Consider the following 22,526-nt stretch of genomic DNA (forward strand, 5'->3'; position numbering starts at 1 on the left):
TGCGTGAGGATTCGTTGACCCGGGCAGGCGCAGCATGGCCCCGTCGCCCTTCCCGGAGTCCGCCATGTCCCTCACCCGCCGCCATCTGCTGGGCCTGGGCGGTGTTGCCACCGCCGCCGGCCTGCTTGGCCTGGGGGCCTGCAGCCGCGCTGCTCCGGCCGCCGCCGAAGCGCGCCCGTCGCGACAGTTCGAGGTGATGCACAGCGATGCCGACTGGCGCCAGCGCCTGACCCCGGCGCAGTACGCGGTGCTACGCCAGCAGGCCACTGAGCGCCCGTACAGCAGCCCGCTCAACAAGGAACATCGGCAAGGCACCTTCGCCTGCGCCGGCTGTGCGCAGCCGCTGTTCTCTTCCTCCACCAAGTTCGAGAGCGGCACCGGTTGGCCCAGCTTCTGGGCGCCGCTGCACAACGCCATCGGCGAAGACCGCGACGTCACCTTCGGCATGCTGCGGGTAGAGGTGCACTGCCGCCGCTGCGGTGGTCACCTCGGCCATGTGTTCAACGACGGCCCGCGTCCGACTGGACTGCGCTACTGCATGAACGGTGCGGCGATGGTGTTCGTTCCCGGCGCCACTGATGGCACCGCCGATGGCTGGCGGGTGCCGGTCGGTTCTTCCCCTGCTTCCGGAGCCTGACGATGCTGCTGTTGCTGCTTGCCTACCTCGGGGGCGCGCTGACCCTGCTCAGTCCCTGCATCCTGCCGGTGCTGCCGTTCGTGTTCGCACGCGCCGACCGTCCATTCCTGCGCAGCACGCTGCCGTTGCTGCTGGGCATGGCGCTTACCTTCACCGTGGTCGCCAGCCTGGCCGCTGTGGGCAGCCAATGGGTGGCGCAGGCCAACCAGGTCGGGCGCTGGATCGCCCTGCTGCTGATGGCGCTGTTTGCCGTGGCGCTGCTGTGGCCACGACTGGCCGACCATCTGCTGGCGCCGTTCCAGCGTGTGGGTGCACGCTTGAGCGCACGCGCCGATGCCGCGGACGCCGCAGGACGTGGCGGCGCATGGACCTCGCTGCTGATCGGCGTCGCCACCGGTCTGCTGTGGGCGCCCTGTGCCGGTCCGATTCTTGGCCTGGTGCTGACCGGTGCCGCGCTGCACGGTGCCAGCGTCGGCACCAGTACCCTGCTGCTTGCCTATGCATTGGGTGCGATCACTGCGCTGGCGTTGGCGGTGTGGGTCGGCGGCCGCGTGTTCCGTGCGCTGCAGGCGCGGCTCGGCCTCGGCGACACACTGCGCAAGGTGCTGGGCGTGGCCGCACTGCTGGCCGTGGTGGCGATCGGCCTGGGCTGGGACACTGGCCTGCTGACCCGCCTGTCCACGGTCAGCACCGCGCGCATCGAGCAGGGCCTGCTGGACGCCGTGCCCGGTGCGCAGCCGGCGGCACCGCCGATGATGATGATGGCTGGCCCCAATGCGGGTGCAGATGCACCGCTGCCAGTGGAAGGCACCCTGCCCGCACTGGACGGTGCCACGGGTTGGCTCAACAGTCCGCCGCTGACCGCGCAGCAGCTGCGTGGCAAGGTGGTGCTGGTCGACTTCTGGACCTACTCCTGCATCAACTGCCTGCGCGCGATGCCGTTCGTGCACGAATGGGAACGTCGCTACCGTGACCATGGGCTGGTGGTGATCGGCGTACACACGCCGGAGTTCGCCTTCGAACGCAACCCGAGCAACGTGATGAAGGCGGTGCAGGAACTGAAGGTCGAGTACCCGGTGGCGCTCGACAACCAGTACACGATCTGGCGCGCGTTCAACAACCGCTACTGGCCGGCGCAGTACTTCGTCGATGCACAGGGCAACATCCGCGGCCACCAGTTCGGCGAGGGCAACTATGCACGCTCGGAACAAGTGATCCGCCGGCTGCTGACCGAAGCCGGGCAGACCAACCTGCCACCACCGGCCGACCCCGCCGCAACCGACCTGCAGGGCGTGGCCGTGCAGGCCGACATGAGCAACCTGCGCTCGCCGGAGACCTATCTGGGCCACGCGCGTGCCGAGCAGTTCGCCTCACCCGGCGGCCAACGCAGCGATAGCCCGTTCGACTACACGCTGCCAACCGCCCTGGCACTGAACCAGTGGGGCCTGTCCGGACGCTGGACCGTCACCGACGAGGCCGCGCAGCTGCAGCAGGCCGGTGGCCGCATCGCCTTCCAGTTCCACGCGCGGGACCTGCACCTGGTGCTGGCACCGATCCAGGACGGCACGCCTGTACGGTTCCGCGTGTGGCTGGACGGCAAGCCGCTGACCGCTGCCGATGCTGGCAGCGATGTCGGTGCCGATGGCAGCGGCGTGGTCAATGAGCACCGCTTGTACCAGCTGGTTCGCCAGCGCGGCACGGTCGGCCCGCACCGCTTCGAGATCGAATTCCTCGACACGGGCGTGCAGGCCTACGCCTTCACCTTCGGTTGAAACGGGAGCACACGATGAAACTCTCTTTTGAACAAGGTATCGCCGCCGGTGTCGCCGGCCTGGTGGCTACTGCATTGATCGCTGGCGTGCTGCTGGTCGACCACGGTGCAGTCGCGGCACCGCTGGAAGCCAGCGCGCAGGCCAAGGCACTACCGGTGCCCAGCGGCGACGCCGCGTTCCGCGATGACGCCACCCACGCCAGCGTGGTGTTCGCCGGCGGTTGCTTCTGGGGCGTGCAGGGCGTATTCCAGCACATCAAAGGCGTGAGCAATGCAGTATCCGGCTACATCGGCGGCAGCGCTGCCGATGCACGCTATGAGCGGGTCAGCAGCGGCCAGACCGGTCATGCCGAGGCGGTGAAGATCGACTACGACCCACGCCAGGTCAGCTATGGGCAGCTGATGCAGGTGTTCTTCTCGGTGGTGCACGACCCGACCCAGCTCAACCGCCAGGGGCCGGACCACGGCAGCCAGTATCGATCGGCGATCTTCTCTGATGACGCGCGCCAGCAGGCTGCCAGCCGCGCCTACATCGCCCAGCTCGGCCAGGCCGGCAGCTATCGCGCGCCGATCGTCACCCAGCTCGGCAACGGCCAACGTTTCTACCCGGCCGAGAGCTACCACCAGAACTACATGACCAACTACCCGCAGGCGGCCTACATCCGCTACTACGACGCACCGAAGCTGGCCGCGCTGGGCAGGCAGTTCCCGGCGCTGTACCGGCGCGAGGCGGTGCTGGTTCCGATGCGCTGACGGCTCTACACACAAAAAAAGACGCACGGCCATCCAGCCGTGCGCTTGGGAAGTATCGGCCACGCCCCGATCAGGCCCGTCCGACAACGACATGCTAGGCTCGCCATCATCATGGGTACAGAACCAGATGGCGGGAAGTTCGATGGATACAGATGACCAGAGCGCGATGATCCCACCCCGCTACCAACGGCTGTCGGATGAACTGGCCGAAGCCATCCACGGCGGACGTCTTCCGGTTGGCAGCCGCTTGCCTTCGCTGCGGCAGATGGCGTCGCAGCGCCGGCTCAGCCTGAACACGGTGATCGCGGCCTATCGCCAGCTGGAAGATGCCGGCCTGGTGATTCCGCGGCCGAAGGCCGGCTTCGAAGTTGCGCCGCGGCTGTCGGTTCCGGAACGTTCGCTGCGCGACACTCCGTCCGCACCCACCGCGCCGCTGCAGCAGGTACTGATGGCCCGCGTGCTGGAGGCACAACGCCGCTCCGGTGTGATCGATCTGGCCTTTGCCGGTCCGCGCGGACGCCAGTTCTATCCCGGCGCACAGCTGGCCCGGCACACCGCGCAGGTACTGCGCCACGGTCAGCAGACAGTGGAAACCTACGCGCGCCCGAACGGCTCGCCGCGACTGCTGGCGCAGATCGTGCGGCGCGGTCCGCGCATGGGCCTGCACACCCACAGCGAGCGGCTGCTGCTGACCCACGGCGCGATGGAAGCCCTGCAGCTGGCCTTGCGTGCAGTGACCCAACCCGGTGATGCGGTCGGCATCGAAGCACCGTCCTACTTCAACCTGTACCCATTGCTGGCCAACCTCGGCCTGCAGGCCATCGAGCTGCCCACCCATCCGCAGCACGGGCTGGACGTCGACGCATTGGACGCACTGCTGGAGCACACGCCGCTGGCCGCACTGGTGGTGATGCCGACCGTGCACAACCCGCTGGGCTGTACCATGCCGACAGTGGCCAAGCAACGCCTGGCCGAACTGGTCAACGCGCGCCAGCTGCCACTGATCGAAGATGCGGTGTACGCCGAACTGCAGTTCTGCGAGCCGCCGGCACCGCTGCTGAAGGCGTTTGATCGCGATGGCTGGGTGATGGTGGTCGGTGGTTTCTCCAAGACGCTGGCGCCGGACTACCGCATCGGTTGGCTGGACGGGGGGCGCTTCGCCGAGCGCATCGCACTGCTCAAGTTCCAGTCCACCGGTGGCGAACCGCAGCTGCTGGGCGATGCGGTGGCGGCGTATCTGGAAGCAGGCAGCTACGAACACCACCTGCATCGCATGCGCCGCTTGTACCGCGAACAGGTCGGTCGCCTGCGCCAGCTGGTGGCCGAACACTTCCCGGCCGGCACCCGTGCCACCGAGCCACAGGGTGGCTTCCTGCTGTGGCTGGAACTGCCGGGGGTGGATACCCGCGAACTGTTCGAACGTGCGCTGCAGGAAGACATCGTGTTCATGCCCGGCCAGGTGTATTCGCGCGGCGCGCGCTACCGTCACTGCTTGCGACTCTCATGCTGCCAGACGCTGGATGCGCGCTTCATCGGTGCGGTGGAGCGGCTCGGTGCGATCGCGAAGGAGCTGGCAGCTGCAACACGGTAGTGCCGGCCGCTGGCCGGCAACCTCGGGATCGCCGGGTGGATGCAGTTGCCGGCCAGCGGCCGGCACTACTCAGGGTCACTCGAGCAGGTGCGCCGCCAACGCTTCGCCATTCGCCCCCGGAAGGTTGGGCAACCGCCCCCAGCACGGCATTGGCAGGCGCTGCTGCAGCGTGGCGATGTTGTCATCCTGGCGCTGCATCGCCGGGTCGATATGATTGCCGATCCAGCCCAGGCACTCCACGCCGCTGGCCTGCAGTGACTGCGCGGTCAGCCGTGCGTGGTTGACGCAGCCCAGCCGCATGCCGACCACAAGCACTACCGGCAGATGCAACGCACGCACCAGATCGAGCTGGTCCAGCGTGGCCGAGACCGGCGCCAGCCAACCGCCAACGCCCTCCACCACCACGATGTCTGTCTGCGCGCGCAGGCGCTTGAATGCAGCCACGATCGGCGCCAGCTCCACCTGCACGCCGTCCTCGGCAGCAGCCAGCTCCGGCGCCAGCGGCTGCCGCAGCGCATACGGGTTCAGGTCGGCATAGTCCGGCACCGGCCAGCTGGCCGCCTGCAGCGCCAGCGCGTCCTCGTTGCGCAGGCCCTGTCCCAGATCCTCACTGCCGCTGGCCACCGGCTTCATGCCGACCGCGCGCAGGCCGCGCCGGCGCAGTGCATGCAGCAGCGCGGTGCTGGCCGCGGTCTTGCCGATCTCGGTATCGGTGCCGGTGACGAACAGGGCAGGCGGCAGCGTGGCGGGCAACGGCATCGATAAGCTCCAGCGGGGCAACAGAGCGTGCATTATCGCCGGCCCGGCGCGCTTGCTAGACTGCGGGCATGTTCGCCAATGCCTCGCTTACCGGCAGCAAGCCGGAACAATACGCCCAGCTGCTGGAACAGGCCCGTGGCCTGGTCTACGCCGAGTCCGACCGCATCGCCAACGCGGCCAACCTCTCGGCACTGGTCTACCACGCCCTGCCCGACCTGAACTGGGTGGGCTTCTACCTGTACGACGGCAAAGAGCTGGTGGTCGGTCCGTTCCAGGGCCTGCCGGCCTGCGTGCGCATCCCGCTGGACAAGGGCGTGTGCGGTGCCGCCGCCAGCCGGCGCGTGACCCAGCGCGTGGATGATGTCGATGCCTTCCCCGGCCACATCGCCTGCGATTCGGCCTCGCGCTCGGAACTGGTGGTGCCGTTGCTGCGTGGCGATGAACTGATCGGCGTGTTCGACATCGACAGCCCCAAGGTCGGCCGCTTCGATGCCGACGACCAGGCCGGCCTGGAAGCCATCGCCCGCGTGTTCGTCGAGGCGCTGGGATGAGCGCACCGAAGCTGCGCAACATCGGCCCGAAGAGTGCGGCGTGGCTGCGCCAGGTCGGCCTGCGCAGCCGCGAAGACCTGGTTGCGATTGGTGCCGTGGGCGCCTTCGTCAAGGTCAAGCGCGCAGGCTTCAAGCCCAGCCTGAACCTGCTGTACTCGCTGGAAGGCGCACTGCTGGACCGCCATTGGCAGGAACTGAGCGAGCCGCAGCGCGAGGCGCTGGTACAGGACTATGAGGCGCGCATTGCCGCACATCCGTTGAAAGCGGCCGGCCCGGCCTCGGGCCCGGTGCATGAGCAGCGCTTCGACACCGATGATGACGCGGAAGACAGCGTGGCCGAGCACGCCGACGAGGATTGAAGCCTCCGCGTTCCTGGGGATGCCGGCCAGCGGCCGGCACTACCACTGTGATGCGGGATCGGTAGCGCCGGGCCATGCCCGGTGAGTTAGATCAGGGCTGCTGCAGCTCCAGCAGCTCGCCCACCAGACCTACCTCACCGCGTTCCAGCCGCACCCGCAGGCGGGTGCCGTGGTCGATGCGCAGGGCCCAGCACAGCGACATCGGCAGGCCACAGACCTGCGACAGCACCATGCGCAGCGGGCCGCCATGGCTGACCACCAGCGTCGGCACCGGATCGTCATCATCGAGCAGGCGATCCAGCGCGCGCGCGATGCGCCGCTCGAAGTGGCCCCAGCTTTCACCGTTCGGCGGTGGGTACGCATGCGGATCTGCGTGGAAGGCCGCCAGTGCATCCTCCGGCAGGTCGAACAGCGACTGCCCGTCCCAATCACCGAAATCCAGTTCTTCCCATTCCTCGTCCGCGTCCACGTCCAGCCCGCGCGGGGTGGCCAGTGCCATGGCAGTGTGCAGCGAGCGCAGCCGCGGCGAGCTGATCACCCGCTCCCAGGGAAGCCCGCCGTAGGCCTCGACCAGTTCCTGTGGCAGGCGGGCCAGCTGCGGCGGATCGCTGCGGCCATCAAGGAATTCATCGCGACCATTGCCGGCGTGGCGGACCAGGTCGAGGATCATGCGTGCGTCCCATGCGGGCGACGCAGGTACAACGGAAAACGGGCGGACATCGGCAACTGCACCACGGGATCTGAGGGGCCATTCTAAGGGCAGTCGAGCAAGCTCGACGCTACGCGCTGCCTGCGATGCCGTAGACTGCGCGCACTTCCAGGTGACCTGCGGCCATGGCCGGCAGGTTGAAACGGGAAGCCGGTGACGCGTGATTCCACGCCATGCCGGCGCTGCCCCCGCAACGGTAAGCACGTCAGTTCCAGGCAAGACCGCCACTGTGCCGCAGGCATGGGAAGGCGCCTGGACGGTGGCCTCGCGCCACCTGGCGGCAAGCCCGGAGACCGGCCCGGAAGCCTCAGGTCGCGATGCGGTGGGCATGGCGCTGGATGACGCGGCCTGTGCTGCGGCATCGGCGCGTGCCAGCCTTCGCGGCTCCTCCCCTTCGCCACGCGGGCGTGCGTGGCACCTGGAGTCCCCCATGAAGCTGCAGTCCCGAATGCTGTCCCTGGCCGTGCTGGCCGCCCTGCCCGCGCTGGCCCAGGCCGCCGATGACACCACCGCGCTCGACCAGATCCTGGTCACCGCCACCCGCACCCCCATCGCCCTGCAGGACAGCATCGCGCCGGCGCAGGTGATCGACCGCGCGCAGATCGAATCCAGCCAGGCCACCTCGCTGCAGGAACTGCTGCGCGGCCGTGCCGGCATCAACCTGACCAACTCCGGCGGCCTCGGCAAGCAGAGCTCGCTGTTCCTGCGCGGCACCAACTCGGGCCACACCGTGGTGCTGGTCGATGGCGTGCGCATCAACAGTGCCGACCTCGGCCTGGCCATGTACCAGGACCTGCCACTGGCGCAGATCGAACGCGTCGAAATCGTACGCGGCCCGCAGTCAAGCCTGTACGGTGCCGATGCCATCGGCGGCGTGATCCAGATCTTCACCCGCCGCAACCAGGGCGACTTCGCCCCGCACTTCCAGCTCGGTGGCGGCAGCAACGGCCTGCGCGAAGCCAGCGGCGGCATCGGCGGTGGTACCGAGCGCGGCTGGTTCGGCGCCGACATCGCCTACCAGCACTCCGACGGCATTGATGCCTGCCGCGGCTCGGCTACGCTGTTCGCCGGCTGCTTTGCCGACGAACACGACCGCGACGGTTACCGCAACCTGTCCAAGAGCCTGCGCGGTGGCTACAGCTTCAACGACCAGTGGACCGTGGAAGGCAGCGCACTGCGCGCCGACGGCAAGAACCACTACGACGGTTACTACAACTACTCCGAAACCCGCCAGCAGGTGCTGGCCGGCAAGGTGCGCTACACCCCGTCCGAACGCCTGGCATTCACCGCCAATGTCGGCCGCAGCGACAACGAGTCGGACAACTTCGGCGCACCGGGTGTGTTCGGCAGTGCGCAGACCCATCGCAACAGCGCCTCGCTGCAGGGTGATTTCGGCCTGGCCGAGGGCCAGCTGCTGAGTGCCGGCGTGGACTGGAGCGAAGACAACCTGGATGGCAGCAGTGCCGGCTACCTCGTCGACAGCCGCCGCAACACCGGCGTGTTCGTGCAGTACCAGGGCCGCTTCGGCCGCCATCAGCTGCAGGCCAGCGCACGCAACGACGACAACCAGCAGTTCGGCAATCACGCCACCGGCAGCGTTGGCTGGGCCATGGAACTGGGCCACGGCCTGCGCGTCAATGCCAGCTACGGCACGGCGTTCAAGGCACCGACCTTCAGCGACCTGTACGACCCGTGGAGCGGCGTGCCGACGTTGAACCCGGAAAAGTCCAAGAGCGCCAACCTCGGTGTTTCGCAGCAGGGCCAGGGCTGGCATTGGGGCCTGGACGTGTACGAAACGCGCATCGATGATCTGATCACCTACGATGCATTCACGATGAAAATGCAGCAGGTGGAGAAGGCGCGCATCCGTGGCGCCGAACTGACCGGTGGCGTGCTGCTGGCCGGTTTCGACATCAATGCGCAGCTGAGCTACACCGACCCGCGCAACCGCACCCACGGCAGCACCCAGTTCGACAACTGGCTGCCACGCCGCGCGCAACAGACCGCACGCCTGGACATCGACCGCCGCTTCGGCGATTTCCGCGCCGGCCTGACCGTGCAGGGTGCGGGCAAGCGCTATGACGACGCGGCGAACAGAGTGAAGGTGGGCGGCTACGGCACGCTGGACCTGCGCGCCGAGTACGCGCTGACGCCATCGTGGTCGCTGCTGGCGCGTGCCGCCAACGTGTTCGACCGCAGCTACGAGACCGTGGCGTGGTTCAACCAGCCCGGTCGCGAGTACCAGTTGAGCGTGCGTTACCAGCCGAAGTGAGCGCAACGTTCATGGTAGTGCCGGCCGCTGGCCGGCACTACCCATTGCGTCGGCCCGGGTTACCGCCCGGCGACCGGCGTTATCCGTTGAATCAGCCCTGCAACCCCGGCAGTTCACGCAGGTCGTCGATCACCGCCACCGCATGCGCAGTGGCCAGGTCCAGGCCGCGCGGGTAGCCGTAGCGCACCAGCGCGATCGGCATGCCGGCATCTTCGGCGGCGCGGTAGTCGGTCAGCGAATCACCCACCATCAGGCACTGCCCCACGGCCAGGCCGAAGTGCGCGGCGATGTGCCGCAGCGGTTCACCACTGGGCTTGCGCTGCGGCAGCGAATCGCCGCCCAGTATCAGCGCGAACGCATCACCGATGCCCAGGTGCTGCAGCAGCGGTGGCACCAGTGCTTCGGGCTTGTTGGTGCAGATCGCCAGCGGCACATTGCGTTCACGCAGCTTCGCCAGCGCTTCAGCAACGCCATCGAACAGGCGCGGGCTGCGCAGCAGGCATTCGCGGTAGTGCACCATGAACACTGGCATCACCTCGCTCATGTCGACCTCGCGGCCGGCCGCATGCACGGCCTGCTCCACCAGGCGGCGCACTCCGTCGCCGATCCAGCCCAGCACGGTAGCCTCCGGCACGCGCGCAACGCCGATGTCTTCCAGCGTGCGGTTCAGTGCTTCGGCGATATCGGCGGCGCTGTCGACCAGCGTGCCATCGAGGTCGAACACGACCAGCGGATAAGGATACGACAAGGAACGGCACCTGCATGACGTGGGGCCGTCCATTGTACGCCGCCCCTTTTTGGCAGTTCCGCCTCAGCCGATCCGGCGTGCGCGGGTCGCCAGGAAGGTGGGCAGATAGCGGTCGATCAGGAAGCGCGGCTGCGGCTGCCAGTCTTCCATGAAGCGATCGATGACGAAGCCGGCATCGAGCTGGCCGCCGATCAGTTCGGTCAGGCTGTGGCCGAAGGTCAGCGCGTCACCACGGGCCAGCTTCGCCTCGCGCTCGGCCGGTGCCAGGTCTTCCAGGTCCGAATAGGGAATGGCGTACTGCGGCCGGATCAGGCCTTGTGCATCCAGCTGCGGATCGCGCGCGCCGACGAACAGCACCGGGTTGTAGAAGCTGGCCATCAGCATGCCATCGCGCGCCAGCACGCGCCGGCATTCGGTCCACACCGGGCGCACATCGGGCACGTACAGGTTCGAGATCGGGTGGAACACCACATCGAAACTGTCGTTGGCGAACACGTGCAGATCGCGCATGTCACCCTGCACGGTGCGCAGCTGCAGGCCATCGCGCGCGGCGACCGCGCGGTCCTGTTCCAGCTGCCCATCGGACAGGTCGAACACGGTGACCTCGGCACCGGCCGCGGCCAGCACTGGCGCCTGCTGGCCACCGGCCGACGCCAGGCACAGGATGCGACGGCCGCGCACATCACCCAACCAGTCCAGCGGAAGCGCGCGCGGGGTCAGATGTACCTGCCAGCGGCCCTCGCGCGCGGCAGCAATCGTTGAGCTTTCCACCGGGCGCGACCATTCGCGCACTTCGCTGGCCTGGCGGTCCCAGGCAGCACGGTTGTGGTCGATCAAGGCCTGTCCATGGTTCATGTGTTCTCCTTGCCCGGTGGGCGCCAATCCAGATCCTGGAAGGCCGGGCTGGCGAAGCACTCGGCCAGGAAGTCCAGGAATCGCCGCATGATAGCGGGCTGCTGGCGCCGTGACGCGTACACCGCATGAATGCCGAGTTCGTCCAGGCTGAATTCGGGCAGCAGTTCGATCAGTTCGCCACTGCGCAGCAGCGGCGCCACCTGGTAGGTCGGCAGCATGGCGATGCCGGCACCGGCCCGCACCGCCTCCAGCAGCAGCGAAGCCTCATTGGCGCTGATGTTGCCGCCCACCGCCACCGACAGCGAACGCCCATCGCGGTGCAGCTGCCACAGGCTCTTGCCCACGTAGTGATGGGTCAGGCAGTTGTGTGCGGCCAGGTGCTCGGGCGCGGTCGGTGTGCCACGCGCCTGCAGGTAGGACGGCGTCGCGCACAGCACCGAGCGGCAGGTGGCCAACCGCCGTGCGATCAGGCTGGGATCGATCTGGCGCGCGATGCGTACTGCGAGGTCCACCCGCTCCTCCACGAGGTTCACGGTGCGGTCGACCAGCAGCAGCTCGATGCGTGCCGCTGGATGGCGCGCGACGAAGCCGGCCACGGCCCGCGCCAGGTGGCTCTGCCCGAATGAGACGCTGGCGGTCACCCGCAGCGTGCCGTGCGGCTCGGGATCATCACTGGCCAGCTCGCCCTGCAGTTCTTCGCCGATCGCCAGCATCTGCCGGAAGCGCAACAGCGCCGACTCGCCGGGTCCGGTCAGGCTGACCCGGCGCGTGGTCCGGTGCAGCAGGCGCGCACCCAGCCAGCCCTCGACCTCGGCCAGGTAGCGGCTGACCATCGCCCGCGACATGTCCAGCACTTCAGCAGCGGCCGTCAGGCTGCCGCGCTCGGCCACCTCGACGAACACGGTCATGGCGGTCATTCGGTCCATATGCTCGATCCATGCAACAAACAAGCGCGTTATACGCTGTTTTTCGAGCGACTGCAGCGGCCTAGAGTGGCCCCATTCCCACCCCACACCGTTCCACGGAGTCCTGCCATGAAGATCGCCCTCGTTGGTTCCACCGGCAACATCGGCCGCCAGATTGCCCGCCACGCGCTGGCCCGCGGCCACGAACTCACCGTCATCGTGCGCAGCGCACAGGACCTCCCGGCTGAACTGGCCGGCGCCCACCCGGTGATCGCTTCGCTGGATGACCAGGACGCGCTGGTCGCCGCCATCGCCGGCCACGACGTGCTGGCCAGTGCCTACGGCCCGCGCCCGGGCGATGACATCGGCCGCGTCGGCGAGGTCGCCGCGCAGCTGGCTGCCGCCGCACGCAAGGCTGGCGTGCCGCGCCTGGTGGTGGTCGGCGGTGCCGGCAGCCTGGAAGTCGCACCCGGCGTGCAGCTGGTCGATACCCCCACCTTCCCGGAGGCCTACAAGCCTTACGCACTGGCCCACCGTGAGGCGTTCAACCGCCTGCAGGCGGTGGACGACCTGGACTGGACCTTCTTCTCGCCGGCCGCCGAAATCGGCCCGGGTGAAGAGCGCGGTCAGTACCGCGTGCAGGCCAAGGCCTTCCTCGCTGATGCAAGCGGCCACAGCCGCATCAGCTACGCCGACTACGGCGCCGCGTTCGTTGCTGAGCTGGAAGCGCACGCTTATCCGAAGCAGATCATCACCGCGGCGTATTGATGCCAGGCCGCCGGGCATGGCCCGGCGCTACCCACCTGTAGAGCCGCGCCCATGCTCGGCTCGCCATACGCCACAAGGAATTCCCATGCGTACCGCTGCCCTGCTGCTTCCCCTCGCCCTTGCCGCCACCTTCGCCAGCGCTCCGTTGCTGGCCGCACCGGCCACCGCGGCGCCGGCCATGGCGACGAAATCCCAGCTGCACCTGCAGACCTTCCATCCCGGCCCGCAGGCGATGTTCTCGGTGTCCTCGGTGCTGATCGAAGGCCGCCACGACGCGATCCTGGTCAATGCGCAGTTTGGTGCCAGCGACGCGCGCAAGCTGGTCGAGCTGATCCGCGCCAGCGGCAAGCAGCTGACCACGATCTACATCAGCCACGGCGATCCGGATTACTACTTCGGCCTGGCCACCCTGCAGGACGCGTTCCCGCAGGCACGCATCGTCGCCACTGCGCAGACCGTCGCCCACATCCAGCAGACCCAGGCCGGCAAGCTGGCCTACTGGGGACCGAAGATGGGCACCGACGTGCCCGTGCGCATCGTGGTGCCACAGGTGCTGGACGGCGATGCCCTGCAGCTGGAAGGCCAGCGCCTGCCGCTGATCGGCCTGGATGGCCCGACCCCGGATCGCACGGTGCTGTGGGTGCCGTCGCTGCGCGCGATCGTCGGTGGCATTCCGGTGGTGGCGGGCGAGCACGTGTGGATGGCCGACACGCAGACGCCGAAGTCGCACACCGACTGGCTGCAGACCCTGCAGCGGCTGCTGGCATTGAAGCCGAAGGTGGTGGTGCCGGGGCATTACGCGCCGGGTGCAGCACTGGATGCCAGTGCGCTGCGCTTCACCGCAGACTACATTCGTGCGTTCGATGTTGAGGCGGCGAAGGCGAAGGACAGTGCGGCGCTGGTGAAGGCGATGCAGTCGCGCTATCCGAAGCTGGCAGGCGTGGAGTCGCTGGAGTTGAGTGCGAAGGTGGCCAAGGGCGAGATGCAGTGGCCATGAAGTAGGAGTTTCTTTTGCAGGGCTGCGCTCTGCACCCGCTCAATGCAACAGCAACAGCCGAAGCAACAGCAGCAGCTGGCTATCCGTGGGATGGCGAGGTGGGTCCGGTTGCGGGGGACGCCGTGAATCCGTCCATGGAGGCTCGGTCGCGCCATCCATGGCGCTCACGCCCCCGCAACCGGACCCACCCCGCCTTCGACAGTTTCCCGCTATCTGTCGGAACCTGCTGCTGGTGGTGGGTGCCGACCGTTGGTCGGCACGGGGTCGGATCCCGCTGCTGCGCAACGGGCTCTGACCCCACTGTTTGATGATTAGGTATCTGTGGGATTGTTCATGTCGTGCTCGAACAACTCCCCCTGCACCACCGGCTCCTTTTCGCGGAACCCACCAAGCCCGACGCCGACCAGCCGATAGCGGGTCTCGGCCGGCAGGTCGACGCGAGCGCGCAGGGCCAAAGCGATGTCGCGCAGTTCTTCCATCGATTCCGGCGGGCGGTCCGGGGTGAAGCTGCGGGTGAGGATGCGGAACTGTGCGGTCTTCAGTTTCAGTACCACAGTGTGGCCGACACGTTCGGTCTTGCGCGTGGCGTTCCAGGTTTTCTCTGCCAGCTGCACGATCGCCTCACCCAGGTCTTCCAGAGGCAGGTCCTCGGCGAAGGTGTCCTCGGAAGAGATCGACTGCACCTGCTGGTCCGGCTCCACCGGCCGTTCATCGACACCGCGTGCGCGGTTGTACAGGCTGCGGCCGAAGCTGCCGAACGCCTCTTCCAGATCGATCAGTGCCCACTGCCGCAGGTCGCCGCAGGTGACGATGCCACGCGCGGCAAGTTTTCCTTCCATCACCTTGCCGACGCCGGGCACCCGGTTCACCGGCAACGGCAGCAGGAAGGCATCCACCCGCTGCGGCGGAATCACGAACTGGCCATCGGGCTTGCGCCAGTCCGAGGCGATCTTGGCCAGGAACTTGTTTGGCGCGATCCCGGCTGAAGCGGTCAGGTTCGTCTCCTCGCGGATCTGCGCACGGATGGTGCGGGCAATGTCGGTGGCCAGTTCGATGCCACTCTTCGGTTCGGTCACATCGAGGTAGGCCTCGTCCAGCGACAACGGCTCGACCAGGTCGGTGTGGCGCAGGAAGATCCCGCGCACCTGCTGTGACACCGCTTTGTAACGTGCGAAGTCCGGCGGTACGAAGATCGCATCCGGACACAGGCGCTCGGCACGCACGGCCGGCATCGCCGAGCGCACGCCGAACACGCGCGCCTCGTAGGACGCTGCGCACACCACCGAACGCGCGCCACGCCATGCCACAACCACCGGCTTGCCGCGCAGTGACGGATCGTCGCGCTGCTCCACCGACGCGTAGAAGGCGTCCATGTCGACGTGGATGATCTTGCGCAGTCGGGTCATGTCAGGCGTAAAGGGCGGAGGCAGGCTGAACCGACCACACGCACAGGTATGGTCGTTGCACATCAACAGGATGCGCGTATTCCCTTGAAAACACTACGGTTGCGTACGGTTGAAATGTTTGATCGGCGCAGTTTCCACGGGCATTCTCGGGCGCTTGTTTCCCTGTTCTTCGCTTCCAGGATTGTGCTTCATGACCCGTCTCCACGCGTTCAACCGCGAACAGCTGCTGGCCAGCGCACGCGGTGAACTGTTCGGCGCCGCTGCCGGCCGTTTGCCCAACGATCCGATGCTGATGTTCGACCGCATCACCGAAATCCGCGAGGACGGCGGACCGCATGGCAAGGGCATGGTACGCGCCGAACTGGATATCCGCCCCGACCTCTGGTTCTTCGGTTGCCACTTCATCGGCGACCCGGTGATGCCTGGTTGCCTGGGCCTGGATGCCATGTGGCAGCTGACCGGCTTCTTCCTGACCTGGCTGGGCGCCCCCGGCAAGGGCCGCGCACTGGGCTGCGGCGAGGTGAAGTTCACCGGCCAGGTGCTGCCGGACGCGAAGCTCGTGCGTTACGAGATCGACATCAGCCGGGTCATCAACCGCAAGCTGGTGATGGCTCAGTCGGACGCCCGCATGTACGTGGATGACCGCGAAATCTACAGCGCGCGCGATCTGCGCGTCGGCCTGTTCACTGAAACCGGGAGCTTCTGATGCGTCGCGTCGTCATCACTGGCATGGGCATCACGTCCTGCCTCGGCAATGATCTGGATACCGTTTCGAATGCGCTGCGCGAAGGGCGCTCCGGCATCACGGCATTGTCCGACCACGCCGACGCGGGCCTGCGCAGCCAGGTCGGCGGCCGCGTCGACCTCGACCTGGACGCGCTGATCGACCGCAAGCAGAAGCGCTTCATGAGCGATGCGGCGGCCTTTGCCTACCTGTCCATGCGCGATGCCATCGCCGATGCCGGGCTCAGCCCCGAGCAGGTCAGCAACCTGCGTACCGGCCTGATCGCCGGTTCCGGTGGCGGCTCCAGCGAATGGCAGATCGGCGCAGTCGACCTGCTGCGCGAACGCGGTGTGCGCAAGGTCGGCCCGTACATGGTGCCGCGCACGATGTGCTCGACGGTCTCGGCCTGCCTGGCCACCGCCTACCAGATCAAGGGCGTCAGCTACTCGCTGTCGGCTGCCTGCGCGACCTCGGCGCACTGCATCGGCGCCGCCGCGGACATGATCCGCCACGGCGCGCAGGACATCATGTTCGCCGGTGGTGGCGAAGACCTGCACTGGTCGATGAGCGTGATGTTCGATGCGATGGGCGCGCTGTCGACCAGCTTCAACGAAACCCCGGCCAGCGCCTCGCGTCCTTACGACAAGGACCGCGACGGCTTCGTCATCGCCGGCGGCGGCGGCATGCTGGTGCTGGAGGACTACGATCACGCCGTCGCGCGTGGCGCGCACATCCATGCCGAGCTGATCGGCTATGGCGTGACCTCCGACGGCGCGGACATGGTGGCGCCGTCCGGTGAAGGCGCGGTGCGCTGCATGAAGATGGCGCTGCAGGGCGTGGATCGTCCGCTGGACTACCTCAACACCCACGGCACCTCCACGCCGCTGGGCGACGTCACCGAGCTCAACGCGATCCGCGAAGTGTTCGGCGATGCGGTGCCGCCGCTGTCCTCGACCAAGGCGCTGTCCGGCCATTCGCTGGGTGCGGCCAGCGTGCACGAGGCGATCTACTGCCTGCTGATGATGCGTGATGGCTTCGTTGCTGGTTCGGCCAACATCGGCGAGCTGGACCCGAAGGTGGAGAGCTTCCCGATCCTGCGCGAAAGCCGCGAGCAGAAGCTGGATACGGTGATGTCCAACAGCTTCGGCTTCGGTGGCACCAACGCGGCGTTGGTGTTCGGCCGGGTGTGATGGGAAGGCGTGCCGACCAACGGTCGGCACCCACCAAAGCGGTTGCCATGGATGTAGAGCCGAGCCCATGCTCGGCTCAGTGCCAACCAAGGTTGGCACCTACCAGGGCTTTGAAGCATGCCGTGCCGACCAACGGTCGGCACCCACCGTCAGGGGCGGGCTGTTACCTCGGCAGCAACGGCAGCAGCAGCGCGTGCGCGTCCAACAGCGAGCCGACGATGCGGTGGCCGAATGCGCGCAGCTCCTCATCCGGATGCACCAGGTCCGGCACCTGGATCACGGTCATGCCGGCAGCCAGCGCGGCGCGCGTGCCGGCCGGTGAATCCTCCAGCGCCAGGCAGCGCTCTGGCAGCTGCCCCAGCCGCTGCGCAGCCAGCAGGTAGATGTCCGGTGCCGGCTTCGGCCGCGCCACGTCGCCGCTGGTGATCACCGCATCGAAATACGGCAGCAGGCCGGCGGCGGACAGCTTGCGGTTGGCCCGCGGCTGCCGCGTGGTGGTCGCGACCGCACGCGGTATCGCGTGCGCCTCCAGCAGTTCCAGCAATTCGAGAATGCCTGGCCGCAGCGGCAGGCCGGTCTGCGTGCGTTCCTCGTAGAGGTCGTGGCAGCGTGCGGCCACGGCTTCAATCACGCTGTCCTCGACTCCCTGCGCACGCAGCAACGCGTGCGTATCGCGGTCGCCGAGACCGACCATGCGCAGGAACACCGTTTCATCCAGGCCCAGGCCGAATTCATCGGCAGCCTGGCTCCAGCAGGCCAGCGAGACCCGCTCGCTGTCGATCATCAGGCCGTCCATGTCGAAGATGACGGCGTCGGGCAGGAACGGCAGCGCAGCGATGGTGGTCATGGAGCGAACAGCGTATCCAGGTCGGTGGGAGTGAGCTGCCGCCATTGCCCTTCGTCCAGTCCCTGCAGGTCCAGCCCGCCGACTCGGCTGCGGTGCAGGGCCTGCACATGGTTGCCGGTGGCGGCGAACATGCGGCGTACCTGATGGTAGCGGCCTTCATGCAGCACCAGGCGTGCGCGGCGCGCATCCAGCACTTCAAGTTCAGCCGGCAGCAAGGGCGTCTTCTCGGACTCCAGCATCAGCGTGCCACTGGCGAACAGCGCCCCTTCATCGCCGCGCAGGTCCTCGCTCAGTTCCACTTCGTAGACCTTGGGCAGCTTCGACTTCGGCGAGATGATCCGGTGCAGCAGGCCGCCATCGTCGGTCAGCAGCAACAGGCCACTGGTGTCGCGGTCCAGCCGGCCGACGGTGGACAGCACCGGGTCGCGGTCGCGGTAGCGCGGCGGCAGCAGGTCGTAGATCAGGCGACCTTTGTCCTTGGTGGAACAGGTGTAGCCGGCCGGCTTGTGCAGCGCGATCGACAGGCCCACCGGCGGGTCCAGCGGCTCGCCATCGACGCGCACCGCTTCATGCGGCACCTGGTCGTCGGCGTACAGCACCTCGCCATCGGCGTCGGTGACGCGGCCTTCGCGGAACATCCACTGCACCTGCTTGCGGCTGCCATAGCCCAGGTTGGCGATGAGCTTGACCAGCTTCACTTGCCCTTCCCCCTGCCCTTCACTGCCTCGACCAGCTTGAAGCCATCGCGCTCGGCAACCACGCGCACCGCACCGAAACTCTCATTGAGCGTGTACTCGTACGGCAGGTGGCGGTTGGCCACCACGTACAGGCGTCCGCCCGGGCGCAGCGCCTGCGCGGCCACGGCGATGAAGCGCTGGCCGATGTCCGGACGGTCGGCACGCGAGGGCGTGTGGAACGGCGGGTTGCTGATGATGACGTCGTAGTCCGGCTCGATACCGGCGGTGACGTCGCGCCACAGGAAACGCAGCGGCAGCGGGCGCGGCGGCGGCGACAGGTTCAGCTCGGCCAGCGCCAGCGCACGCTGCTCGGCCTCGTACAGGTCCAGCGCGGTGATCTTCGGGCAGCGCTCCAGCAGCTCGCGCGACAGGTAGCCGTAACCGGCACCGAGGTCGGCGGCGCGACCGGCCAGGTCGGCCGGCAGGTGCTCGGCCAGCAGCGCCGAGGCCGGGTCGATCCGGTCCCAGGCGAACACGCCCGGCCGGCTGAGGAAGCGGCCACCGACAATCGGGCGGACCGCGTCCAGGGCGGACCAGCGCTTGGCCAGGTCGGCATCGTGCTGGCCCTGCATCGGCGCGGTCCAGTACGCCCGGCAGTGGTTCTTGGTCAGGCTGCCGCCGAGGCCGGTCAGCTGCTTGAGGTCGCCCTCGCCGGAACGCGCGCCTTCGTTGTTGGACTGGCAGGCGACGATGCGGCCGCCTTCAGCGACCAGCGCCAGAGCGCGGGCGAACAGCGCACGGGCTTCCTCGCGCTGGCGCGGCGGCAGCACCAGCACCAGCGGGTAGCGGCCCTTGCCGGCTTCGTCATCCAGCTGGCCGCTGACGGTCCAGCCGGCGGCCTGCTGCAGCGGCTGCGCGAACGGGGCGAAGCTCTGCTCGCAGTGCACTTCACGGCCACCGGCCACTTCGCGCAGCGGCCAGCCATCGCGGGCACGCAGGAAGGCCACCGGGCCCTCCGGCCAGCGCAGGGCGCCTTGGGAGAACGGCAGGAGCAGGGTCTGCAGAGGGGCGTCGTCGCTGGAGGCCATCGGCGCGGTTACTTCAAAGCGTGAGGGCCGTCCATTGTACCGGCTTGGCCGCGCAGCCCTCGCCGGCCACTTTGCGAAACCCGAACGGGGCCTTGATCCCCCGGAAACATCGCAGCGTTCAGGGTAAAGGCTCCCCCAATCCTCAGGAGAGCCTGCATGCGTGCCTTGTTCGTCGGTGGCGTGGTAGACAACAGCGAGATGGACCTGGAAGGCAGCCATCCGCCCGTGCATTACCCCGAAGATACCGGCGGTGGCCACTCACGCTACCGCCTGCACCAGGTCGGCCACGGCGCCGATGGCAGCGTGGCCTATGCAGTCTACGGCGCGCCGGACCTGGCCGACGACGAGGTGGCGAGGGTCGCAGAGGAGCGCGCATACGCACGCCGTTTCGAAGCGACCCCGACGTTGTTCGAGCATTGACATCACTGCAGCGCCCGAGCCCGAGCCCATGCTCGGGCGGTGGCGCAGCCGCACGGGCGGCAGCCGAGCGGCGGGCTCGGCTCTACACCGGCTCAAGGTGCCTTGGGTGGCAGGCGGTTGATGCTGGCGATCTCGTCCAACCACACATGGTGCTGCTGCACTGGCGTGTCGTAGTCGTCCAAACGCAGCTGGCCGTTGCTGCCTTCGTCGCCGGCATCGTTGCGGTACTGCTGCACGGTCGGCTTCACAGCGACGGTGCCGAGCAGCCGGCGACCGTCCTGCAGGATGAGTTCCACCTGCGTTTCGCCTTCCAGCTGCGGCAACAGGGCCTCCAGGCGCGCGATCTGCGCCGGATCGGTATGGATACGGGGAGCAATACGGGACATCGGCGACCTCCTGCGTGCAGGGTCGCCGATCAGCCGTGAATGCTCAGTGCAGCGCGCTGTCGGCGCGCGGCACCTGCACCTTGCGTACCGCCGACACCAGCTGCGCCACCGAATAGGGCTTGGCCACATGCTCCTGGAAGCCCGACGCCAACGCACGGCGGCGATCGTCAGCGCGCGCCAGTGCTGTCACCGCCACCGCTGGCAGGGTCAGCGCGTCCACCCCCATGTCCTCGCGCAGCGTACGCACCAGGCCGTAGCCATCCATGCCGGGCATGCCGATATCGGTGAGCATCACGTGGTACTGCAGATGGCCGGTGTCGGCCAGCAATGCCAATGCCTCGCCTGCGGAACTGGCCGCGGACACGCTCGCGCCCTGCTCTTCCAGCATGCGCCGCAGGTACTCCAGCACTTCCGGCTGGTCTTCCACCGCCAGCACGTGCATGCCGCGCAGCGGATACGGTTCAACGATCACCGGCTCCAGGATCGGCCCGCTGATTACTTCGCGCAGCGGACGGCGCTCGGCATCCGGAAGGTGCTGCGGCAGGCGCACGGTGAAGGTAGCGCCGTGGCCGTGCCCTTCACTGGCGGCGGTGACCGTGCCGCCGTGCAGCTCGACCAGCTGCTGCACGATCGCCAGACCCAGGCCCAGGCCGCCATGGCGGCGGGTGGTGGTGCCATCGGCCTGGCGGAAGCGGCTGAACAGGTGGTTGAGGAACTCAGGCGCGATGCCGTCGCCGGTATCGCGCACGGTGATCACCCAGTGATTGCCATCGGCCTGCAGGGCCACGTCGATGCGGCCTTCGGCCGGGGTGAATTTGATCGCGTTGGAGAGCAGGTTCCAGAACACCTGCTGCAGGCGGGTGGCATCGCCCAGCACCAGGCTGGGCCGGTCAGGCAGCTGCAGGTACACATCCAGCGCCTTGCCTTCGGCCACCAGCTCCTGCGCACCGATCGCTTCGCCCAGCACGCCGCACAGATCCAGCACTTCCACTTCCAGCTGCACCTTGCCCAGCAGCATGCTGCTGAGATCGAGCATGTCCGAGATCAGCCGCTTCTGCGCGCCAGCGCTGTTGGCGATCACGCCCAGGCCCTTGTACAGCGGGCTGGTGTTGTCCACGCGCTGCAGCAACAATTCGCTCCAGCCCAGGATGGTGGTCAGCGGCGTGCGCAGCTCGTGCGACAACGTGGCCAGGAATTCGTCCTTCAGCCGCGCCATGTTCTCGGCCGCGCTGCGCGCGGCACGCTCGGACTGCAGCAGTTCCTCGCGGGCCAGTTCGATTTCGCGGCGCTCGGTCACGTCCGGGCTGCTGCCGGCAAGGCCGATGAAGCGGCCCATCCGCGAAAAGCGTGGACGTGCATTCATCTCCAGCCAGCGCCATTGGCCATCGGCACGCCGCGCACGCACCAACGCGTGCATCGAGCGCTGCGCCTTCAAGGCCTCCTGCAGCTCGTACTCGAACACCGAGGCGTCGTCCGGATGCACCAGCCCACGCCACACATCCTCGGGAACGCGCGTCTCGTCGCCACCGAAAAACTCACTGAAGGCGCTGTTGACGAAGCGTGCATGGCCGCGCTCGTCCAGCACCCAGACCGGCATCGGCAGGCCATCGGCCAGCGCACTGAAGCGCGCTTCGCTTTCACCCAGCTCAACTTCCATCTGCTTGCGCGCGGTGATGTCGAAGAACAGGATGCCGACCTTGTCCTCACCCGGGCGCCCCACGCGCACCGCGTCGACCGCGAACGAGCGGCCCAGCGCCCGCGCTTCCATCTCGAACTGCGCCGGGCGGCCGCTGCGGGCCACTTCACCGTAGATGCGGAACCAGTCTTCCTCGTGGTGCGGTTCCAGCGCGCTCATGCGCTGGCCGCGTGCGTCCTTCAGTCCGGTATGCCGCTCGAAGGCATCGTTGACCTCGATGAAACGGTAGTCCACCGCACGATCACCATCGAACAGCACCTGGATCACGCAGAAACCTGCGTTGATGCGCTCAAGCACGCCATGATGCAGGTCGGGTTCGGGCGCCGGCACCATCATCGGTGGGCGCTCCACTAGGGGCGGCAGTGTGGACAAGGGCGTTTGGACAGGCCGGGTTGGAGGCACAGCATCTTCCAAAGA

The 22,526-nt window shown here is 67.7% G+C and carries 23 protein-coding genes and 1 riboswitch; of the genes, 12 read left to right on the top strand and 11 right to left on the bottom strand.

What is annotated here, in order from left to right; all coding sequences use genetic code 11:
- The first annotated feature begins 64 nt into the window (after positions 1-64).
- The 4 genes from msrB (at position 65) to V9K93_RS11345 (ending at position 4,752) form a co-directional block, all read left to right on the top strand.
- Positions 65-637, top strand: coding sequence for a peptide-methionine (R)-S-oxide reductase MsrB (msrB, locus tag V9K93_RS11330; protein ID WP_046983056.1), 573 nt, complete (start codon positions 65-67; stop codon positions 635-637).
- Positions 638-639: 2 nt separating this feature from the next.
- Positions 640-2,409: a cytochrome c biogenesis protein DipZ gene (locus V9K93_RS11335; RefSeq protein WP_337302565.1), complete on the top strand. Its 1,770-nt coding sequence runs from the start codon at positions 640-642 to the stop codon at positions 2,407-2,409.
- A gap of 14 nt (positions 2,410-2,423) precedes the next feature.
- Positions 2,424-3,161, top strand: coding sequence for a peptide-methionine (S)-S-oxide reductase MsrA (gene msrA, locus V9K93_RS11340; RefSeq protein ID WP_337302566.1), 738 nt, complete (start codon positions 2,424-2,426; stop codon positions 3,159-3,161).
- A 142-nt stretch (positions 3,162-3,303) separates the two neighbouring features.
- Positions 3,304-4,752, top strand: a complete 1,449-nt coding sequence (locus tag V9K93_RS11345; protein ID WP_253077867.1) for an aminotransferase-like domain-containing protein — start codon at positions 3,304-3,306, stop codon at positions 4,750-4,752.
- A gap of 75 nt (positions 4,753-4,827) precedes the next feature.
- On the opposite strand, the gene bioD is transcribed toward V9K93_RS11345, so the two are convergent.
- Positions 4,828-5,511, bottom strand: a complete 684-nt coding sequence (gene bioD, locus V9K93_RS11350) for a dethiobiotin synthase (RefSeq protein ID WP_046983060.1) — start codon at positions 5,509-5,511, stop codon at positions 4,828-4,830.
- A 68-nt stretch (positions 5,512-5,579) separates the two neighbouring features.
- Between bioD and V9K93_RS11355 the strand changes: the two genes are divergently transcribed.
- Positions 5,580-6,062 (top strand): GAF domain-containing protein, encoded by a 483-nt coding sequence (locus V9K93_RS11355; RefSeq protein ID WP_046983061.1) that lies wholly within the window; start codon positions 5,580-5,582, stop codon positions 6,060-6,062.
- Entirely contained in the window at positions 6,059-6,421 is a 363-nt protein-coding gene (locus V9K93_RS11360; protein ID WP_046983062.1) for a TfoX/Sxy family protein, read from the top strand. Before V9K93_RS11355 ends, V9K93_RS11360 begins: the two co-directional genes overlap by 4 nt.
- A gap of 91 nt (positions 6,422-6,512) precedes the next feature.
- Here V9K93_RS11360 and V9K93_RS11365 read toward each other — a convergent pair whose 3' ends face one another.
- Positions 6,513-7,091: a histidine phosphatase family protein gene (locus V9K93_RS11365; RefSeq protein WP_046983063.1), complete on the bottom strand. Its 579-nt coding sequence runs from the start codon at positions 7,089-7,091 to the stop codon at positions 6,513-6,515.
- A gap of 132 nt (positions 7,092-7,223) precedes the next feature.
- A riboswitch (cobalamin riboswitch) is annotated at positions 7,224-7,446 on the top strand.
- Between the two features lie 114 nt (positions 7,447-7,560).
- Between V9K93_RS11365 and btuB the strand changes: the two genes are divergently transcribed.
- Entirely contained in the window at positions 7,561-9,402 is a 1,842-nt protein-coding gene (gene btuB, locus V9K93_RS11370) for a TonB-dependent vitamin B12 receptor (protein WP_046983094.1), read from the top strand.
- A 91-nt stretch (positions 9,403-9,493) separates the two neighbouring features.
- Here the strand turns inward: btuB and gph are convergent, their stop codons facing one another.
- From gph to V9K93_RS11385, 3 genes are all read right to left on the bottom strand, one after another.
- Positions 9,494-10,150, bottom strand: a complete 657-nt coding sequence (gph, locus tag V9K93_RS11375; protein WP_136639258.1) for a phosphoglycolate phosphatase — start codon at positions 10,148-10,150, stop codon at positions 9,494-9,496.
- 63 nt (positions 10,151-10,213) lie between these two features.
- Positions 10,214-11,005 carry a class I SAM-dependent methyltransferase gene (locus V9K93_RS11380; RefSeq protein ID WP_337302567.1) on the bottom strand — a complete coding sequence of 264 codons (792 nt, stop codon included), beginning with the start codon at positions 11,003-11,005 and terminating at the stop codon, positions 10,214-10,216.
- Complete coding sequence (locus V9K93_RS11385) at positions 11,002-11,931, bottom strand: LysR family transcriptional regulator (RefSeq protein ID WP_046983066.1); 930 nt, start codon at positions 11,929-11,931, stop codon at positions 11,002-11,004. Before V9K93_RS11385 ends, V9K93_RS11380 begins: the two co-directional genes overlap by 4 nt.
- A gap of 108 nt (positions 11,932-12,039) precedes the next feature.
- Here V9K93_RS11385 and V9K93_RS11390 point away from each other — a divergent pair, with 108 nt between their 5' ends.
- Both V9K93_RS11390 and V9K93_RS11395 read left to right on the top strand, forming a co-directional pair.
- On the top strand, positions 12,040-12,678 hold the full coding sequence (locus V9K93_RS11390) for an NAD(P)-dependent oxidoreductase (protein WP_337302568.1): 639 nt from the start codon (positions 12,040-12,042) through the stop codon (positions 12,676-12,678).
- A gap of 85 nt (positions 12,679-12,763) precedes the next feature.
- Positions 12,764-13,675 carry an MBL fold metallo-hydrolase gene (locus tag V9K93_RS11395; protein WP_337302569.1) on the top strand — a complete coding sequence of 304 codons (912 nt, stop codon included), beginning with the start codon at positions 12,764-12,766 and terminating at the stop codon, positions 13,673-13,675.
- Between the two features lie 311 nt (positions 13,676-13,986).
- On the opposite strand, the gene dinB is transcribed toward V9K93_RS11395, so the two are convergent.
- A complete protein-coding gene (gene dinB, locus V9K93_RS11400) occupies positions 13,987-15,081 on the bottom strand; it encodes a DNA polymerase IV (RefSeq protein WP_136639254.1) in 1,095 nt (364 codons plus the stop codon).
- A gap of 190 nt (positions 15,082-15,271) precedes the next feature.
- Here dinB and fabA point away from each other — a divergent pair, with 190 nt between their 5' ends.
- Positions 15,272-15,787 carry a 3-hydroxyacyl-[acyl-carrier-protein] dehydratase FabA gene (gene fabA, locus V9K93_RS11405; protein ID WP_004140661.1) on the top strand — a complete coding sequence of 172 codons (516 nt, stop codon included), beginning with the start codon at positions 15,272-15,274 and terminating at the stop codon, positions 15,785-15,787.
- On the top strand, positions 15,787-16,995 hold the full coding sequence (gene fabB / locus V9K93_RS11410; protein ID WP_136639253.1) for a beta-ketoacyl-ACP synthase I: 1,209 nt from the start codon (positions 15,787-15,789) through the stop codon (positions 16,993-16,995). The genes fabA and fabB overlap by 1 nt, the downstream gene beginning before the upstream one ends.
- Before the next feature lie 163 nt (positions 16,996-17,158).
- On the opposite strand, the gene V9K93_RS11415 is transcribed toward fabB, so the two are convergent.
- From V9K93_RS11415 to V9K93_RS11425, 3 genes are read right to left on the bottom strand one after another with little or no spacing between them, the layout of a single operon-like run.
- On the bottom strand, positions 17,159-17,842 hold the full coding sequence (locus tag V9K93_RS11415) for an HAD family hydrolase (protein ID WP_046983071.1): 684 nt from the start codon (positions 17,840-17,842) through the stop codon (positions 17,159-17,161).
- Positions 17,839-18,540: a pseudouridine synthase gene (locus tag V9K93_RS11420; RefSeq protein WP_046983072.1), complete on the bottom strand. Its 702-nt coding sequence runs from the start codon at positions 18,538-18,540 to the stop codon at positions 17,839-17,841. The genes V9K93_RS11415 and V9K93_RS11420 overlap by 4 nt, the downstream gene beginning before the upstream one ends.
- Entirely contained in the window at positions 18,537-19,607 is a 1,071-nt protein-coding gene (locus tag V9K93_RS11425) for a class I SAM-dependent methyltransferase (RefSeq protein ID WP_032968446.1), read from the bottom strand. Before V9K93_RS11425 ends, V9K93_RS11420 begins: the two co-directional genes overlap by 4 nt.
- A 156-nt stretch (positions 19,608-19,763) precedes the next feature.
- Between V9K93_RS11425 and V9K93_RS11430 the strand changes: the two genes are divergently transcribed.
- A complete protein-coding gene (locus tag V9K93_RS11430; RefSeq protein ID WP_005407925.1) occupies positions 19,764-20,027 on the top strand; it encodes a hypothetical protein in 264 nt (87 codons plus the stop codon).
- A 92-nt stretch (positions 20,028-20,119) separates the two neighbouring features.
- Here the strand turns inward: V9K93_RS11430 and V9K93_RS11435 are convergent, their stop codons facing one another.
- Together V9K93_RS11435 and V9K93_RS11440 are read right to left on the bottom strand one after the other, a co-directional pair.
- Positions 20,120-20,413, bottom strand: a complete 294-nt coding sequence (locus tag V9K93_RS11435; protein ID WP_337302570.1) for a DUF3247 family protein — start codon at positions 20,411-20,413, stop codon at positions 20,120-20,122.
- A gap of 43 nt (positions 20,414-20,456) precedes the next feature.
- The gene (locus tag V9K93_RS11440) at positions 20,457-22,445 is read right to left on the bottom strand and encodes a hybrid sensor histidine kinase/response regulator (RefSeq protein WP_337302571.1); all 1,989 of its coding nucleotides are present in this window, start codon (positions 22,443-22,445) and stop codon (positions 20,457-20,459) included.
- Between the last annotated feature and the right edge of the window lie 81 nt (positions 22,446-22,526).

Origin of the sequence: Stenotrophomonas sp. CCNWLW162, assembly GCF_037203745.1 — a bacterium.
In the GTDB taxonomy this organism is placed as follows: Bacteria; Pseudomonadota; Gammaproteobacteria; order Xanthomonadales; family Xanthomonadaceae; genus Stenotrophomonas; species Stenotrophomonas maltophilia_AQ.